General features: G+C 62.5%; 18 protein-coding genes and 2 pseudogenes. 7 read left to right on the top strand and 13 right to left on the bottom strand.

The genetic code is table 11. The features are described from left to right. Positions 1–80 precede the first annotated feature (80 nt). Complete coding sequence (gene xdhC, locus DFR48_RS00675; RefSeq protein WP_114361243.1) at positions 81–890, top strand: xanthine dehydrogenase accessory protein XdhC; 810 nt, start codon at positions 81–83, stop codon at positions 888–890. A 2-nt stretch (positions 891–892) separates the two neighbouring features. On the opposite strand, the gene DFR48_RS21730 is transcribed toward xdhC, so the two are convergent. Then, positions 893–1,219, bottom strand: coding sequence for a hypothetical protein (locus tag DFR48_RS21730; RefSeq protein ID WP_147273495.1), 327 nt, complete (start codon positions 1,217–1,219; stop codon positions 893–895). Positions 1,220–1,238: 19 nt separating this feature from the next. Between DFR48_RS21730 and DFR48_RS00670 the strand changes: the two are divergent. Continuing rightward, positions 1,239–2,161 (top strand): annotated as a pseudogene (locus DFR48_RS00670) (LysR substrate-binding domain-containing protein). Here DFR48_RS00670 and DFR48_RS00665 read toward each other — a convergent pair. Then, positions 2,137–2,469, bottom strand: coding sequence for a hypothetical protein (locus DFR48_RS00665; protein ID WP_114361242.1), 333 nt, complete (start codon positions 2,467–2,469; stop codon positions 2,137–2,139). The pseudogene DFR48_RS00670 and the gene DFR48_RS00665 sit on opposite strands and share 25 nt — an antisense overlap. Before the next feature lie 214 nt (positions 2,470–2,683). On the opposite strand from DFR48_RS00665, the gene puuD reads away from it, so the two are divergent. The 3 genes from puuD to DFR48_RS00650 are packed head-to-tail and all read left to right on the top strand — an operon-like array spanning position 2,684 to position 5,697. Further along, positions 2,684–3,919 carry a urate hydroxylase PuuD gene (gene puuD, locus DFR48_RS00660; protein ID WP_114361241.1) on the top strand — a complete coding sequence of 412 codons (1,236 nt, stop codon included), beginning with the start codon at positions 2,684–2,686 and terminating at the stop codon, positions 3,917–3,919. Then, the gene (guaD, locus tag DFR48_RS00655; protein WP_114361240.1) at positions 3,916–5,235 is read left to right on the top strand and encodes a guanine deaminase; all 1,320 of its coding nucleotides are present in this window, start codon (positions 3,916–3,918) and stop codon (positions 5,233–5,235) included. Before puuD ends, guaD begins: the two co-directional genes overlap by 4 nt. A 21-nt stretch (positions 5,236–5,256) precedes the next feature. Beyond that, complete coding sequence (locus DFR48_RS00650; RefSeq protein ID WP_170141762.1) at positions 5,257–5,697, top strand: potassium channel family protein; 441 nt, start codon at positions 5,257–5,259, stop codon at positions 5,695–5,697. 30 nt (positions 5,698–5,727) lie between these two features. On the opposite strand, the gene DFR48_RS00645 is transcribed toward DFR48_RS00650, so the two are convergent. The 6 genes from DFR48_RS00645 to DFR48_RS00620 form a co-directional block, all read right to left on the bottom strand. Beyond that, positions 5,728–6,468: a metallophosphoesterase family protein gene (locus tag DFR48_RS00645; protein ID WP_114361239.1), complete on the bottom strand. Its 741-nt coding sequence runs from the start codon at positions 6,466–6,468 to the stop codon at positions 5,728–5,730. Positions 6,469–6,471: 3 nt separating this feature from the next. Next, on the bottom strand, positions 6,472–6,828 hold the full coding sequence (uraH, locus tag DFR48_RS00640) for a hydroxyisourate hydrolase (protein ID WP_114361238.1): 357 nt from the start codon (positions 6,826–6,828) through the stop codon (positions 6,472–6,474). Beyond that, positions 6,825–7,325, bottom strand: coding sequence for an ureidoglycolate lyase (locus tag DFR48_RS00635; RefSeq protein WP_114361237.1), 501 nt, complete (start codon positions 7,323–7,325; stop codon positions 6,825–6,827). The genes uraH and DFR48_RS00635 overlap by 4 nt, the downstream gene beginning before the upstream one ends. A gap of 2 nt (positions 7,326–7,327) precedes the next feature. Next, on the bottom strand, positions 7,328–7,693 hold the full coding sequence (locus tag DFR48_RS00630) for a HepT-like ribonuclease domain-containing protein (RefSeq protein WP_114361236.1): 366 nt from the start codon (positions 7,691–7,693) through the stop codon (positions 7,328–7,330). Beyond that, positions 7,690–7,983 (bottom strand): nucleotidyltransferase family protein, encoded by a 294-nt coding sequence (locus tag DFR48_RS00625; protein ID WP_114361235.1) that lies wholly within the window; start codon positions 7,981–7,983, stop codon positions 7,690–7,692. The genes DFR48_RS00630 and DFR48_RS00625 overlap by 4 nt, the downstream gene beginning before the upstream one ends. 100 nt (positions 7,984–8,083) lie before the next feature. Beyond that, on the bottom strand, positions 8,084–9,118 hold the full coding sequence (locus DFR48_RS00620) for a glutamine synthetase beta-grasp domain-containing protein (protein ID WP_114361234.1): 1,035 nt from the start codon (positions 9,116–9,118) through the stop codon (positions 8,084–8,086). Between the two features lie 403 nt (positions 9,119–9,521). Between DFR48_RS00620 and DFR48_RS00615 the strand changes: the two genes are divergently transcribed. Then, complete coding sequence (locus DFR48_RS00615) at positions 9,522–9,698, top strand: DUF2735 domain-containing protein (RefSeq protein ID WP_114361233.1); 177 nt, start codon at positions 9,522–9,524, stop codon at positions 9,696–9,698. A gap of 18 nt (positions 9,699–9,716) precedes the next feature. Here DFR48_RS00615 and alc read toward each other — a convergent pair whose 3' ends face one another. The 3 genes and pseudogenes from alc to DFR48_RS00600 form a co-directional block, all read right to left on the bottom strand. Beyond that, positions 9,717–10,739 (bottom strand): allantoicase, encoded by a 1,023-nt coding sequence (gene alc / locus DFR48_RS00610; protein WP_114361232.1) that lies wholly within the window; start codon positions 10,737–10,739, stop codon positions 9,717–9,719. A 1-nt stretch (position 10,740) separates the two neighbouring features. Further along, a complete protein-coding gene (gene uraD / locus DFR48_RS00605; RefSeq protein WP_114361231.1) occupies positions 10,741–11,238 on the bottom strand; it encodes a 2-oxo-4-hydroxy-4-carboxy-5-ureidoimidazoline decarboxylase in 498 nt (165 codons plus the stop codon). 134 nt (positions 11,239–11,372) lie between these two features. Further along, positions 11,373–12,208 (bottom strand): annotated as a pseudogene (locus tag DFR48_RS00600) (urea carboxylase-associated family protein). 190 nt (positions 12,209–12,398) lie between these two features. On the opposite strand from DFR48_RS00600, the gene DFR48_RS00595 reads away from it, so the two are divergent. Continuing rightward, positions 12,399–12,779, top strand: coding sequence for a PadR family transcriptional regulator (locus DFR48_RS00595; protein WP_170141761.1), 381 nt, complete (start codon positions 12,399–12,401; stop codon positions 12,777–12,779). Positions 12,780–13,062: 283 nt separating this feature from the next. On the opposite strand, the gene puuE is transcribed toward DFR48_RS00595, so the two are convergent. Together puuE and DFR48_RS00580 are read right to left on the bottom strand one after the other, a co-directional pair. Continuing rightward, complete coding sequence (gene puuE, locus DFR48_RS00585; protein ID WP_114361228.1) at positions 13,063–13,983, bottom strand: allantoinase PuuE; 921 nt, start codon at positions 13,981–13,983, stop codon at positions 13,063–13,065. Positions 13,984–14,094: 111 nt separating this feature from the next. Beyond that, on the bottom strand, positions 14,095–14,802 hold the full coding sequence (locus DFR48_RS00580; protein ID WP_114361227.1) for a DUF1045 domain-containing protein: 708 nt from the start codon (positions 14,800–14,802) through the stop codon (positions 14,095–14,097). Between the last annotated feature and the right edge of the window lies 1 nt (position 14,803).

Here is a 14,803-nt window from a genome sequence, read left to right as displayed (position 1 = left end):
TGGGGGGCGAGACGGCGCGTCTGGCCGATCTCCCCCCTTGAGGGGGAGATGCCCGGCAGGGCAGAGGGGGGTATCCACGGATGATAGCGTCCTCCCTCCCCAACTTCCTCGCCAACCACCCCGATCTGATCCTCGTAGAGGTCCGCGAGGCGAAGGGTTCGACCCCACGCGAGGCCGGGGCCTACATGCTGGTCGCACCCGAGGCGTTGTGGGGCACGATCGGCGGCGGGCAGATGGAACTGCTGGCAATCGAGAAGGCCAGGGCCATGCTGGCCGAAGGCGAGGCCGAGAATGAACTAAACCTCCCACTCGGCCCGGAAATCGGGCAGTGCTGCGGCGGCCGCGTCGTCATCGACCTGAAACGGCTCGGGGAAGAAGAACGCCTGCGGCTTCTCGCGCGCGAGGAGAAGGCGCGGAAGGAGCTGCCGCAGGTCTTCGTCTTCGGCGCCGGCCATGTCGGTCTGGCGCTAGCCGCCGCGCTCGCGCCCCTGCCGGTCGCGACCACCGTCGTCGAAACCCGCTCTGATGCGATTGAAAACCTGCCTTCCAATGTCGCAGGACGGCTGGCCGCGCTGCCGGAGGCCGTCGTCGCGGAGATCCCCACGGGTGGTGCCGCAGTCATCCTCACCCACGACCACGCCCTCGATTTTCTCATCGCCCGCGAGGCGCTCGCGCGCGACGACCTCGCCTATGTCGGGATGATCGGTTCGGCGACCAAGCGGGCGACGTTCGAGAGCGCCATGCGGCGCGAGGGCTTCGCGTTGGAACGGCTCGCCCGGCTGATCCTGCCGATCGGCGGCAACGCGGTCAGGGACAAGCGGCCGTCCGTCATCGCCGCAATGGTGGCGGCGGAACTGATAGCCGCTCTCCTCGGGAGACGCGACTCGTAGCGTCAGACACTGCGCGGCGGATGGCACAGCAAGGCTGTTCGCAGCTCGTCCGCGCCGCAAGTCGCCCCCCGCGGCCGTCGCCCGTCGCGCAAGCCGATATCCCTGAGAAGAGACTCCGGCATGGCGCAAGCATCAATCCTGCTATTGCGTGGACGGAAGAAGCGCCGTAGCAGACCGAGCGGCAAAAGACGGAACCGGCGTTCGCTGCCTGCCTGTCCTCCACCCTGATTTTCCGGATCGAGAAGCATTTTTTCGCCCTTCCATTCGTTGGACACCGCCGTAGAATGCGCCTCTGCACGGTCGCAATCCAATCGAATGATCGTCTGCATGGATCAGGAGAACTTATGCATGAAGATGGCGAGACAGTTTCCGCTCAATGCGCTGCGCGTCTTCGAAGCGGTCGCCCGCACATGAGTTTCACCCGCGCCGGCGAGGAACTCGGCATGACCCAGACGGCCGTCAGCTACCAGATCAAGTTGCTGGAGGAACTGTTGGGCGAGCCCCTGTTTCTTCGCCGCCCGAGACAGGTCACACTGACCGATACCGGGGCGAGGCTCGCGCCGAAGGTGGGCGAGGCCTTCCGCGCGCTTCACGAGGCCGTCGCCGGCGTGCGCAAGTCGAGCGAGGAGATGCTCAACATCCATTGCACGGCTACCTTCGCCGCACGGTGGCTTGCGCGCCATCTCGGTTCCTTCCAGCTCGAAAATCCGATGATCGCAGTGCGGCTCGAAACCTCGAACGCAGTGATCGATTTCTCCCGCACGGAAGCCGATCTCGCGATCCGCTGGGGACGGGGCGACTGGCCGGGACTGCGGCGCCACTTCGTGATGCGCGGCCATTTCACGCCGATGCTGAGCCCGGCACTCGCGGAAAGCATCGGCGGCATCACGAAGCCGGAGGATTTGCTGAAACTCAGGATCATCGATCCCCGAGACCACTGGTGGCAAACCTGGCTTGCTGCTGCGGGCCTTGTCGACGTCGATCTGGCCGATAGACAAAGCAGCAAGCTCGGCGTGCAGGCGTTCGAGGCGGCGGCCGCAATCGCCGGGCACGGTGTCGCTATCCTCACGCCCGAGTTCTACGCCGACGACGTCGCTCTCGGACGGCTGATGCAGCCTTTCGACATACTGGGGGACGATGGCGGGCATTACTGGCTCGTCTATCCGGAAGCGCGGCGCAACTCGCCGAAGATCCGCGCCTTCCGGGAATTCCTCCGCAAAACCGTGCCGACCTTCGACCTCGAAGGTCAGTATCCCATGTCGGGCGCATAGAAGCAGCGCAACGTGTCTTCGTTGGGAAAAAGGCAGAGGTGGTATTCCTCGTCCCGCGAGCGCCGGGCGTTGCTCTGGGGCAGGCTAAAGTCATGGCGCCGCGTCACCAGCCGGTGGTCGCCGGGCCCGACCGTTATCTCGTAGCCGTTCCGTGTGACCCTGACGCTCCGCGACGGGATCGTCTGGCAGTCGCCACTCGCATGATCGCCATTGCAGCAGTAAGCGTCGTAGGACCAGCCGGTTGCAGCGTCGTGGGCATAGGCCGGCAGCGCAAGGATCATCATAAGCCACGCAAGAAGACTGCGCATGTCTCACGCTCCTTCCCCCGCCCCCGGATAGGCAGGTGAAAAGCCGCGACGGCGCAATCGTGCCACACAGCTTTGTTCCCTGACAGCGGTAACGGAAGGAGCGCAGCTTAGTTCCCGTGGATCTAGACGACGGGCGGGCTTCGCCCCTTCCCTCACCCCGTGTTTTTCTGCAATCTGCCGACTCGGGAGGCTGGTTCTCCATGAGGGGTTGTCGATGTATGAATTCGCCATTGCCTGGGAATGGCTCTCCTTTGCCGTGCGCTGGTTGCACGTCGTCACGGCCATCGCCTGGATCGGTTCGTCCTTCTATTTCATCGCGCTCGACCTCGGGCTGGTGAAGCGGCCGCATCTGCCGGTCGGTGCCTATGGCGAGGAATGGCAGGTCCATGGCGGCGGCTTCTACCATATCCAGAAATACCTGGTCGCACCGGCCACCATGCCGGAACACCTGACCTGGTTCAAATGGGAATCTTACGCCACCTGGCTTTCCGGCTTCGCGATGCTCTGCATCGTCTATTACGGCGGCGCGGATCTCTTCCTCATCGATCGTCACGTGCTCGACCTCACCCAATGGCAGGCGATCGGCCTTTCCGCCGGGTCGCTCGCGGTCGGTTGGATCATTTACGATCTCCTCTGCAAGTCGCCGCTCGGCAAGAACATCTGGGTGCTGATGGGCGTGCTCTACGTCGCGCTGGTCGCCATGGCCTGGGGGTACACACAGGTTTTCACCGGCCGCGCCGCCTTCCTGCATCTCGGCGCCTTCACTGCGACGATCATGTCGGCCAATGTCTTCCTGATCATCATCCCGAACCAGAAGATCGTGGTCGCGGACCTGATCGCCGGCCGCACGCCCGACCCGAAATACGGCGTCATCGCCAAGCAGCGCTCGCTACACAACAACTACCTGACGCTGCCCGTCATCTTCTTCATGCTGTCGAACCATTATCCGCTGGCCTTCGCCACGGCCTACAACTGGGTGATCGCCGCGCTGGTCTTCCTGATGGGCGTCACCATCCGACACTGGTTCAACACCGTGCATGCCCGCAAAGGTCGCCCGCTCTGGACCTGGATGCTGACGACGGTGATCTTCATCGTCATCATGTGGCTCTCGACCGTCCAGAAGCCGCCGGCGAACGAGGAAAGCTCTGTCGCGCCGGCCTTCCGGCAATTTGCCGAGAACGCGCATTTCTCCGCCGCCCGCGATGTCGTGCAGTCGCGCTGTTCGATGTGCCACGCCGAGCAGCCCGTCTGGGAGGGTATCCCGCGGCCGCCGAAGAACGTTAAGCTCGAAACAGATGCGGACATCGCGGCCCATGCACGGGAAATCTACTTGCAGGCGGGACGCACCCATGCCATGCCGCCCGGCAACATAACCGAGGTGAGCGGCGAGGAACGCGCGCTGCTCGTCGCCTGGTTCGAAAGCGCCGTGGAGGAGAGCAGGACCCGATGAGCGACAGGACGATTATCCGCGGCCGGCTTCTCTCCTTCCTCCGCAAGCCGGAATCGGCGAGCGATGAGGGATGTTATCGTTACGAGAGCGACGGCGCGCTGATCGTCGAGGGCGGCCGGATCGTCGCCTGTGGCGCCTATGCAGACGTGAAGGACAAGGCGCCGGAGGGGACGCGCGAGATCGACCATCGACCCCATCTGCTGATGCCCGGGTTCATCGACACTCACCTGCACTTCCCGCAGATGCAGGTGATCGGCTCCTATGCCGGCGGTCTTCTCGAATGGCTGAACACCTATACCTTCCCGGAGGAGCGCCGGTTCGCCGACGCGGCTCACGCCTCGCGGATCGCGAGTGAATTTTTCGACGAGCTGCTGCGCAACGGCACGACGACCGCGGTCGCCTACTGCACAGTGCACAAGACCTCCGCCGACGCCTATTTCGCCGAAAGCCTCAGGCGCGGCACGCTGATGCTCGGCGGCAAGGTGATGATGGACCGCAATGCTCCGGAGGGTCTCCTCGATACGCCGGAACAGGCCTATCAGGAAACGAAGGCGGTGATCGCTGCCTGGCATGGCCGCGGCCGCAACCTCGTCGCAATCACGCCGCGCTTTGCCATCACCTCGACGCCGGAGCAGATGGAGGTCGCCCGCACACTCACCGGCGAGTTCCCGGACCTCCACATCCAGACCCATCTGTCGGAAAACCACGACGAAATCCGCTACACCTGCGAGCTCTTTCCCGAGGCGAAGGACTATACGGACATCTACGCCCGCTACGGCCTGCTCGGACCGAAGAGCCTGTTCGGGCACGCAATTCATCTATCGGAGCGGGAGGCGGACGCCATGAGCGAAACCCGCTCGGTCGCCGTGCACTGCCCGACCTCCAACCTCTTCCTCGGTTCCGGGCTCTTTCCCTGGCGGACATACGAGCGGCGCGGCAAGCCGCTCAGAATCGCGGTCGCAACCGACGTCGGCGGCGGTACGAGCTATTCCATGCTCTCCACCATGGCCGAGGCCTACAAGATCCAGCAATTGCTGGGCGAGCGCCTCAATCCGCTCGAGAGCTTCTACCACATGACGCTCGGCAATGCGGATGCCCTGTCGCTCTCCGACCGGATCGGCACGCTGGAGCCGGGCACCGATGCCGACTTCATCGTCCTCGATGCTGCGGCCACGCCGGTGATGAAGCTCCGGATGGAAACGGTGAGCACGCTCACGGAAGAGCTTTTCCTCCTGCAAACGCTCGGCGACGACCGCTCCGTCATCGAAACCTATGTGGCCGGCAAACCGATGAAGCCGGCGACATCGCCGGCCTGAACTTCACCCGGGAGATAGATCATGGGCTTGCTGATGCTGAACCTCTTCGTCGGAACCGTGATGATCTCCCTCAATGTGGTCATCCACAGCTTCGGGCTGATCTGGGTGACCCATGCCATGGGCTGGATAACGGATCGGATGCGGCTGCATCGCCGCCGTAGTCACCTGCTCGCAATGAACAGCGTCGTGATCGGCGTCTTCGCCGTTCTGACCTGCGAAGTCTGGCTCTGGGCGATCTGTTACAGCCTCATCGGTGTCATTTCGGACTTCCCTACCGCCCTCTACTTCTCCACGATAACCTTTGCCACCGTCGGCTACGGCGACATCGTCGCCCATTCCGACTGGCGGATGCTCTCGGCCCTGGAGGGCGTGTGCGGCTTCCTGATGATCGGCTGGTCGACAGCCTATCTCGTTGCCGCCGGCATCCGCGTCGGCCCGTTCCGCTCGGGCGAGCACTTCTGACCGGTAGCGCGGTGAGCGCCCGTTTCCGCCCTACCGGATGAAGCCCGTGGCGAGCGCGCTTGCCCAGTCCGATCGGCCGTTCGCCGCGGCAAGCTCCGCCATCGCCATATGATCGTAGGGCACCTGCCGGAACGTAACCGCCCAGGCGTCGCCACGCTTTTCGCACACGGCGTAGCAGGCATGCACGTTGCGGGCTTCCACCTTGTGCGGATAGGGCCGGTCGTCGGTATAGGCCGGGCAGCCCACGCTGCCGGGATTGACGACGAGGCGCCCGTCCGCAAGCCGCACGGTGCGGGGCAGATGGGTGTGACAGCAGAGAATGAGTGGCTGTGAAACGCCCGCCGCCCACGCTTCGATTTCGGTAGCCGGACGCGGCACGACGTGCCCTTCGGACGTGACCGTTTCCAGCCAGTACGTGCTGTCGTCCTTCGGCGTCGCGTGACAGAGATAGACCTCGTCCCGCCAGATCATGTTGGACGGCAAGGCTCTGATCCAGTCCCGGCTGCGCTCGTCGAGCTGCCGGAAAGCGTGAGCATCCGACGGCCCCATGGCCTCCACGGCCTGCTCGACGAGGTAGCGGTCATGGTTGCCGCGCACGGTCGGAAGATCGAGCCCGAGCAGGATTTCTGCCGTTTTCCCGGCCTCCAGAGGTCCGGAAAGGCAATCGCCGAGATTGACGATCGCGTCGATGCCGAGCCGCTGGATATCCTCCAGCACCGCCTCGAGGGCGAGATGATTGCCGTGGATGTCGGCGATCGCGGCGAAGATCATCGCTCAGCTGCCCCGGTAGGTCGAATATCCGTAGGGCGAAAGCAGGAGCGGGACGTGATAGTGCGCCTGCGGATCGCAGACACCGAACCGGATCGGTATCACGTCGAGGAAGGGGGGAACCGTCAGCGGCGCGCCCTGTCCGTGCAGATAGTCGCCGGCATGGAAGAGCAGTTCGTACTGGCCGACCTTGAAATTCTCGCCCGAAAGGATCGCGCCTCCGTCGATCCGTCCGTCGGCATTGGTGAACACGGTGCGGATGATCTCCGCCTCCTCGCCGTTCATCCGCAGAAGCTGGATCTTCATGCCCTCGGCAGGCTTTCCAAGCGCGGTGTCGAGAACATGGGTGGTGAGACCGGTCATAAATGCGGCTCCAGTATCGTGAACGGGGAATCAAAAAAGTACTCTTCCAGATTGTTGCCGGGCCCGTCCCGGTCGACAACCAGAAAATCGCTTACCTCCCCGACGGCCATCAGCGGATGGTGCCAGACATTGCGGCGATAGTTGACGCCCTGGTCCGGTCGCGCGAGAAAAACCTGCGGGCGCCCCGGCCTGCCGCCCTCGTCCGGCGAAACGGCGACGAGAAAGGGCCGCCCGGAAAGGGGCGAAAAGCTCTGGCTGCCGAACGGATGACGCTCCATCATGCCGATCGCATAAGGGAAGGCGCGCGGCTGCCCACGGAAAATGTTGACGATCACCCGCGCGCCCTCGCCCGCGACTTCCGGCGAAAACAGCGCGTGGAAGCGTTCCGTCGTGCCGCCGTTGATGAGACGCATGGTCGAGGGATCGGCCTCGATCACCTCGCCGAAGGGGGAAAAGGTTTCGGCGGTGAGAGACTGGACCGTGAGGGCCTGAGACAATCCTATTCCCCTTGCGCGTATCGGTTGAGAATACCGTCCAGCGTCGCGGCCAAAGCCGGCGCCTCGACGAGAGCGGCCTCGTATACCACACGTAGATTGACCGAAAGATAACCGTGCGCCATGCGGTTTCTCATACCGCGCATAGCCGTCCAGGGTATATCCGGGTGCTCGGCGACGAATTCGGGAGCCTTCGCTGTTACCTGGCTTGCGGCTTCCGCGACGATGAGCAGGGTCATGCCGATGGCCCGCTGCAGCACCAGATCACGCTCAAACTCTTCGAACGACCGGTCTCCCAGCATCTGCCTGGCCTCGCCGGCAGCCTGCCTCATCTCCCGCAGCAGTAACGGCAGGCGTTCTGAGGCATTCATACCGGTCTCGCCTCGGCTAATACTCGCGATCGGATCTCCGGCGGGAGATCACCCGGGGTAAGTAGATTCACAGGGACGCCCTGCAGAAGGTCTTCCAGCGCCGATTGTAGTCCCCCGAGAGTAAACAACGTAGAACCCGGAAGATCGTCTACCAGAATATCCAGGTCACTGTCCGGCCGATCCTCGCCGCGGGCGACGGAGCCGAAGACGCGCGGGTTCGCCGCGTTGAAGCGCTTCGTCGCTTCGCGGATCGCCTGCCTGTTCTTCTCCAATGCTTCCGAGGGGCGCATCTCTTTTGTCTCCTTTCGCCAATATAGCGAAGACCCGCGCAAACGAAAACAGCGCCGGCTTTCGCCGGCGCTGCCGCAATGTCAGTTCGTTCGTCGGGCCTCAGGCCGCAGCGGAAGCCGCCAGCGGAACTTCCGAGATCGTCTTCAGAACCTGCGAGGCGATCGCATAGGGGTCGCCCTGGGAGTTCGGACGGCGGTCTTCGAGATAGCCGCGGTAGCCGTTGTTGACGAAGGAGTGCGGAACACGGATCGAAGCGCCGCGGTCGGCAACGCCGTAGGAGAACTTGTTCCACGGAGCCGTCTCGTGCTTGCCGGTCAGACGCAGATGGTTGTCCGGACCGTAGACGTCGATGTGCTCCTTCCAGTTCTTGGCAAAGGCAGCCATGAGGGCTTCGAAATATTCCTTGCCGCCCACTTCGCGCATGTACTTGGTCGAGAAGTTGCAGTGCATGCCCGAGCCGTTCCAGTCGGTGTCGCCGAGCGGCTTGCAGTGGAACTCGACGTCGATGCCGTACTTTTCGCAGAGACGGAGAAGCAGGTAGCGCGCCATCCAGATCTGGTCGGCGGCTTTCTTGGAGCCCTTGCCGAAGACCTGGAATTCCCACTGGCCCTTGGCCACTTCGGCGTTGATGCCTTCGTGGTTGATGCCGGCGGCGAGGCAGAGGTCGAGGTGCTCTTCGACGATCTCGCGAGCGATCGCGCCGACGTTCTTGTAGCCGACGCCGGTGTAATACGGGCCCTGCGGCGCCGGGAAACCCTGTTCCGGGAAGCCCAGCGGACGGCCATTTTCGTAGAAGAAGTATTCCTGCTCGAAGCCGAACCAGGCATCCTCGTCATCGAGAATGGTGGCGCGGGTGTTCGACGCATGCGGCGTGACGCCGTCCGGCATCATGACTTCGCACATGACGAGAACGCCGTTCGTGCGGGCCGGGTCCGGGTAGACGGCGACGGGCTTCAGCACGCAGTCCGAGCTGTGGCCTTCGGCCTGCATCGTCGACGAACCGTCGAAGCCCCAGAGCGGGAGCTGTTCGAGGGTCGGGAAGTTGTCGAATTCCTTGACCTGCGTCTTGCCGCGGAGGTTCGCTACCGGCTTGTAACCGTCGAGCCAGATATACTCGAGTTTGTACTTGGTCATCCTTGGTCTCTCTTCAGTGGGCACCCATCTGACGCGCCGCAAAGGTGAAACCTCCGGGCGACGCCATTCCGCGTCTAATGAAGCAGGAACCGTGCCAACTGCGACCGACCACGCTCCGGCCGGCACGTTTTGTCGCAGGCGCGGGTTCGCGGGCACGTCTGAGATATGAAGATTCCTTAACAATTTCGGCCCGTCTCGTGGACGCTGACCTGCCTCACTTTTGACCGCCGGCGGAAGAGCGCGATGATGAATTCGTGCTCAGTATCGACCCCGATACATAATTGCCTACTTTTTGTGCATTCAGCACATTTGATGTGCATTCGCTTTCAAAAACTGCTAGAAACGAATTATCGCGCCCGGGCCTTCTCAGCCCGGTGCAGGATGGAAAACGAGAGGCAGCAGCATGGCAACGAACATTGTTCGGGAATCTGCGAAGATCTACGAATTCCCGGTTCGCAACATCCAGAGACTGAAGGACGCGCAGGAGAACCGCGCCCGCCCGCTGATCTACGACAGCGGCTGCGGCAGCTGGTATCACGAGGAAGCCATCCGCGAAGAGGAAGAGGCGCGCAAGCAGTAGCGCGCCCCGGATCCGGAATCAGGCCTTCACACCGAAGAGCCGCAGGCGCATGACGCCGCCGTCGGGATGCATGGCGAAGCGCACATGGGTGACCGGCCCGATATCGGCGATCGCTTCGCCGGCATACTCGTGGACCTTGTCCATCTCCAGCTTCTGGCGCGAAAGAACCGGTTTCCAGGCCTCCGATGCCGCGATGTCGGCTTCCGACAGCGTGTCGCCGAGCTCCGGCAGATAGGCGCCGAGCAACTCGCAAGTGTCGGGATAATTTCCCTTGAAGAAGTGCGTGTCGACGACCACCCGGCGGATGATGCCCGGATGGCCGAGGCGGATCACCGCCCAGTCGTGCCCCGGACCGCGGCGGCGCTTGGTCTCCCAGCCGTCGCCCATGTTGAGGCCACGCCCCGGTCCGAGCATCTTGTCGGGATGACCGTAATGGGCATCCGACCAGGCGAGCGATTTCGCACCGTGAAAGATATAAGCGAGATCGATTTCCTCGTCTGATCCGACCTTGGACCAGTCGAAATAGGCCGTGCCGTAGACGCGGAAACGGGCAATGCCACCGTCCGGATAGATGTGCAGGCGAAGATGCGTCCAGACCCGCTCACGATCGGCGTTCTCGAAGAAATGCTGCGACGAAGGGCCGAGCGGACTCTTCGGCAGGAGTTCGGTCCAGACCGTCGCATCTGTCGGATCGCCGTCCGCCACGAAAGCCGCCTCGATCGAGCAGTGCGGCGGATAATTGCCGGTGAAGAAGTGCGTGTCGACGTCGAAGCCGGCGATCCGGCCCGGCATGGCAAGGCGGATCACCGACCAGTCGTGGCCGGGCACGCGCTTGCGACGGCTTTCCCAGCCGTCCATGTACTTGCCGTTGTCGTCGTAGAGGTCGGGATCGAAGGCGGCCGGCGCATCGTTCAGCATGCGCTCCAGCGGCGCGAAGAACTCGTCGGTCGCAAAGACGCCCTTCGCCCCGAGGCGAGCCGAGGCGAGGTTGACGCAGCCTGCCGCGAAACCGGGCAGGAGGACGGTCGAAATTTCGGGCATGTCAGTCGTTCTCCGGAATGAGGCTTTCGAGTCGAAGCCGGGCAATCTTCTCGACCTGCGCACAGGCGGTCTCGAATTCCTGCTCCCGGCTGTTGGCGATGCGGGTTTCGAAGGCGGACAGGATGTCGTCCCTGGTCAACCCCTTGACGGCAATGATGAAGGGAAAGCCGAACTTTTCCGTATAGGCCTCGTTGAGCGCGGTGAAACGGGCGTGCTGCGCAGGCGACAGCCGGTCGAGGCCGGCGCCGGCCTGTTCCTTGCGACTGTCCTCGGTCAGTTCGCCGGCGATCGCCAGCCGCCCCGCGAGGTCCGGGTGCGCGCGCAGCACGCCGAGCCGTTCCGCTTCGCTCGCTGCACGGAATGCCGCGCACATGGACGCGTGCACGCCGGCGGCGGTGAGAGGTTCGCGAATGGCTCCGGCGTCGAAAGCACGCTCGGCAATGAAGGGGGAATGCTCGAATACGCCGCCGAAGCGCTGAACGAAGTCCGCTCTGTCCATTCACATATCCATCTGTCATGAGGCCGCAGCTACAAAGCGCGGCGAAGGGAAGCGCCTCGCCCTTGAGCGCGAAGCAGCCGAAGGAAGAATTAGCCGAGGCTCAGACGCTTGTCGAGTTTCCCTCGGTGTCGGGCTCACGCCTCCAGCTGATACCCGTTTAGCTCCGGAAACGGCCAGTCCTTGAGCAAAGCCATATCCGGCCGGTACATCTCCACCTTCAACGGATAGCATTTCGCCGCATCGCTCGAATGGCTGGCGCTGCAATCCCCGCCCGGGCAGGCCGAGAGCGCACCCAGGAGATCGATTTCCGCGAACATCTCGAGGAAATCACCGGGGCGCACAGGGCTTGCCTTCATGAAATACTGCTGCGTGTCGCGGGTGAAGCCGGTGCACATGAAGACGTTCAAGACGTCATGCACATGCGGCTCGGCCGCCTTGATGTCGATCCCCTTGTGGTGCGCCAGCGCCCGGCAGAGATTGAAATGGCAGCAATGATGATAGTCGCCGCCGGACAAGAGCCGGTTGGTACAGGGATCGCAGCGCGTGCCGATCACGTCAGGCACCCCGCCACCGAATTCGTCGAAGCCGTACCAGCCGAGCGTGTCATGGCTGATCGTCGCCATAGGTCTGAGCGACGGCAGATTGCTCCAGAGACGATTGCCGGTCGTGACATGGGTGGCATGCAGCGCCCGCGTCTTGCCGGAAAAGAAGCGCTCGGAGAGATCATGGGCGTTCCATAGGTTGAGATCGCCAACCTGCGGCCCCTCGACGCTGACGATGCGGAAGAAATGCCCCTTCGGCGCTTCGAACGTATTGCCCTGCGCGGCGGCACGATCACCTCGCCGACCTTCTCCATCGTCGCCCGTGCCCGCTCCAGAATGCTCATGTCGGGCGCTTTCAACGACTCGACCGGATAGCAGACGACGGGCTTCACGGCCCGGCGGGCAGCCGCATCGGCGGGAACGGGAATACTGGCGTTGAAGGGGGGGGCATAGGAGGCTCCGAGGATAGGAGGATGTTTAGCGGGGAACGTGCCCTACCAAAATGCCCCTGGCAACGTCTTCCTCAATCTCTTAGGGAACACGACTTGAAATATATAACACCGTGTTATATATATACGTCATCGAGCCATGGTGGCCGATCTTAGAAAAGGAGAAAGAATGCATGATTCAAACCAGAATACAGTTTTGCAGTCGGAGGCAGAAGCTCGCGAACTAGGTTCGTTCGAGCTGAAGCTTTTGGCTTCGATAAACAAGCTGCGAGATCGGGCATGGGGTTCCAACCTCCAAGCAGATCTTAGTCAGATAGTTGGGCGGGATGTGGCCATTGGCCAACTCTACCTTGCGCTCTCCAAGCTGGAGAAGAAGGGGATGATCTCGGCCGACAAAAAAGATCCAGAGCCTGTTAGAGGCGGCCGTTCAAAGAAGGTGTACAGACTTGAGACACCTGGTGCGAAGGCTCTGGCTAGAACGGTCGATTTCTTAAATGCACCAAGTGTTCTCCGTCCACAGGAGAATAAACATGGCGAGTTCGCCCACTAAGTTCGTACGCTTTCTTGTCTGGTGTTCGGTCGAGAAAGACTATCGTGAAGACGCTTTGACCGCTCTCGATGAGGGGTTTGAGCAAGCATACTCTGAATTTGGGCCCATTTCCGCCCACATTTGGAGCGTTGGCCAGGCCGTACGCTCACTGCCCTACGGTTTGATCATGACTTTGGCTAAGTTCGGCGCGTCTATTGCCGCACTTGTGAGCTAGTAACCGAGGGTGAAAGTCACAACTTTCACCCTCGCTCCTTCTTTTTTGAAAGAGCAGGTAAAGCTCTCCTCACCACGCCGGCTTGTGAAACTTGTGCCAATGCTCGGCGATCTCGATCCGACGCGGGATCCAGACCTTTTCGTGCGAGAGCACGTAGTCGATGAAGCGGGCGAGCGCTGCGGCACGGCCAGGTCGTCCGACGAGGCGGCAGTGCAGGCCGACATTCATCATCTTCGGCGCACCGTTCTTCCCTTCTTCGTAGAGCACATCGAAGGCATCTTTCAGATAGGTGAAGAACTGGTCGCCGGAATTGAAGCCCTGCGGCGTCGCGAACCGCATGTCGTTGGTTTCGAGCGTATAGGGGATGATGAGGAAGGGCTTTCCGTCCAGGCCCTTCACCCAATAGGGCAGATCGTCGGCATAACTGTCGGAGGAATAGAGGAAGCCGCCCTCCTCCATGACGAGCCTGAGCGTGTTCTCGGAGGGCTTGCCCTGGTACATGCCGAGCGGGTGCGAGCCGGTCAGTTCCTTGTGAAGGCGCACCGCTTCGAGAATATGCTGGCGCTCGACCTCTTCCGGGAAATCCTTGTATTCCAGCCAGCGATACCCGTGGCTGGCGATCTCCCAGCCGGCTTCCTTCATGGCGACGACCGCTTCCGGGTTGCGGGCCATGGCAAGCGTCACGCCATAGACGGTCACCGGCACCTTGCGTTCGGTGAACATCCGCCAGAGCCGCCAGAAACCGGTCCGCGAACCGTATTCGTAGATCGATTCCATGTTGAGATTGCGTTGGCCTGGCCAGGGTTGCGCCCCGACGATCTCGGAAAGCAGGTTTTCCGACGCCGGATCACCGTCGAGGATCGAGCTTTCGCCGCCCTCCTCGTAATTGACCACGAACTGCACGGCAATGCGGGCGTCGTTCGGCCATTTCGGATCGGGAGCAGCGCGGCCGTAGCCGACGAGATCACGCGGATAATCGTCCTTCAGCATCAAATCACCTTCGTCATGCGGATGCCGAACGGTAAGCATGGAGACCGGCGATGTCGAGACGGAAAAGATGCGCGGAGCGCTGCCTTTCCGGCAGCGGTGACGACCGCCCGGTCAGGCGATCTTGCGCACCGAAATCCGGCCGAGCGGGTGCAGCGAATGTACCTGGAAGGGAGCGCCCGGCTCCCGCTCGACGAAGAGCGCGAGATTGGCGACGGCCAGCCGGTCCTGCAGCACAGGATCGAATTGATGACGCAGTGCCGCTTCGACCCTCTGAAAATCCTTGGCGAGCAGCGGCCCCGTCAGCGTCATGTGAAAGCGAAACTCGTCCATCACGTAAGGATGGCCCCAGCGGTAGAGATTGGCGAACTGCGGCGCCGACAGTCCTTCCGGACTGCGCCGTTCGATCTCCGCCTCGCTGAATGGCGCACGGAAGGCATCGAACTCCTGGACGACGGACGCAGCGAGATGGTCGAGCTGCGGGCAGGCATTCGACAACAGGAGACCGTAGAAATCGCCGAGCCGGGCGACCTCCAGCCGCGGAAGCGCGATCGGTTCGACGGTGCCGGCAAAGCGCATGAGGCGATTGAGAAGCGAGGCCTCCGTCTGCCCCTCGGCCAGCCGGAACGGTGCCTTGAAGGTCGCATGGAAGCCGGCGCGGCGCGGCAGCGCTGTATGGAAAGCAATCTCGTGCAGACCGAGCCCGGGCACCACCGGATGGTCGACGGGAAGGTCCGAAAAGACGTTCCGCCCGAGCCATGCCGAAGCGGCGTGGGTCAGAGGATCGCCCGGAGGCGGCGTGAAATAGATCGCATACCGCATC

It is taken from the genome of Ciceribacter lividus (assembly GCF_003337715.1).
In the GTDB taxonomy this organism is placed as follows: domain Bacteria; phylum Pseudomonadota; class Alphaproteobacteria; order Rhizobiales; family Rhizobiaceae; genus Allorhizobium; species Allorhizobium lividum.
Note: the sequence above shows the minus strand (reverse complement) of the source record. Positions and strands in the feature narration are given on the sequence as shown.

Bases quoted from the DNA above. Each gene is read 5' to 3' on its own strand.
- xdhC (WP_114361243.1), top strand. From the start codon at position 81: ATGATAGCGTCCTCCCTCCCCAACTTCCTCGCCAACCACCCCGATCTG.
- DFR48_RS21730 (WP_147273495.1), bottom strand. From the start codon at position 1,219: ATGCAGACGATCATTCGATTGGATTGCGACCGTGCAGAGGCGCATTCT.
- DFR48_RS00665 (WP_114361242.1), bottom strand. From the start codon at position 2,469: ATGCGCAGTCTTCTTGCGTGGCTTATGATGATCCTTGCGCTGCCGGCC.
- puuD (WP_114361241.1), top strand. From the start codon at position 2,684: ATGTATGAATTCGCCATTGCCTGGGAATGGCTCTCCTTTGCCGTGCGC.
- guaD (WP_114361240.1), top strand. From the start codon at position 3,916: ATGAGCGACAGGACGATTATCCGCGGCCGGCTTCTCTCCTTCCTCCGC.
- DFR48_RS00650 (WP_170141762.1), top strand. From the start codon at position 5,257: ATGGGCTTGCTGATGCTGAACCTCTTCGTCGGAACCGTGATGATCTCC.
- DFR48_RS00645 (WP_114361239.1), bottom strand. From the start codon at position 6,468: ATGATCTTCGCCGCGATCGCCGACATCCACGGCAATCATCTCGCCCTC.
- uraH (WP_114361238.1), bottom strand. From the start codon at position 6,828: ATGACCGGTCTCACCACCCATGTTCTCGACACCGCGCTTGGAAAGCCT.
- DFR48_RS00630 (WP_114361236.1), bottom strand. From the start codon at position 7,693: ATGAATGCCTCAGAACGCCTGCCGTTACTGCTGCGGGAGATGAGGCAG.
- DFR48_RS00625 (WP_114361235.1), bottom strand. From the start codon at position 7,983: ATGCGCCCCTCGGAAGCATTGGAGAAGAACAGGCAGGCGATCCGCGAA.
- DFR48_RS00620 (WP_114361234.1), bottom strand. From the start codon at position 9,118: ATGACCAAGTACAAACTCGAGTATATCTGGCTCGACGGTTACAAGCCG.
- DFR48_RS00615 (WP_114361233.1), top strand. From the start codon at position 9,522: ATGGCAACGAACATTGTTCGGGAATCTGCGAAGATCTACGAATTCCCG.
- alc (WP_114361232.1), bottom strand. From the start codon at position 10,739: ATGCCCGAAATTTCGACCGTCCTCCTGCCCGGTTTCGCGGCAGGCTGC.
- uraD (WP_114361231.1), bottom strand. From the start codon at position 11,238: ATGGACAGAGCGGACTTCGTTCAGCGCTTCGGCGGCGTATTCGAGCAT.
- DFR48_RS00595 (WP_170141761.1), top strand. From the start codon at position 12,399: ATGCATGATTCAAACCAGAATACAGTTTTGCAGTCGGAGGCAGAAGCT.
- puuE (WP_114361228.1), bottom strand. From the start codon at position 13,983: ATGCTGAAGGACGATTATCCGCGTGATCTCGTCGGCTACGGCCGCGCT.
- DFR48_RS00580 (WP_114361227.1), bottom strand. From the start codon at position 14,802: ATGCGGTATGCGATCTATTTCACGCCGCCTCCGGGCGATCCTCTGACC.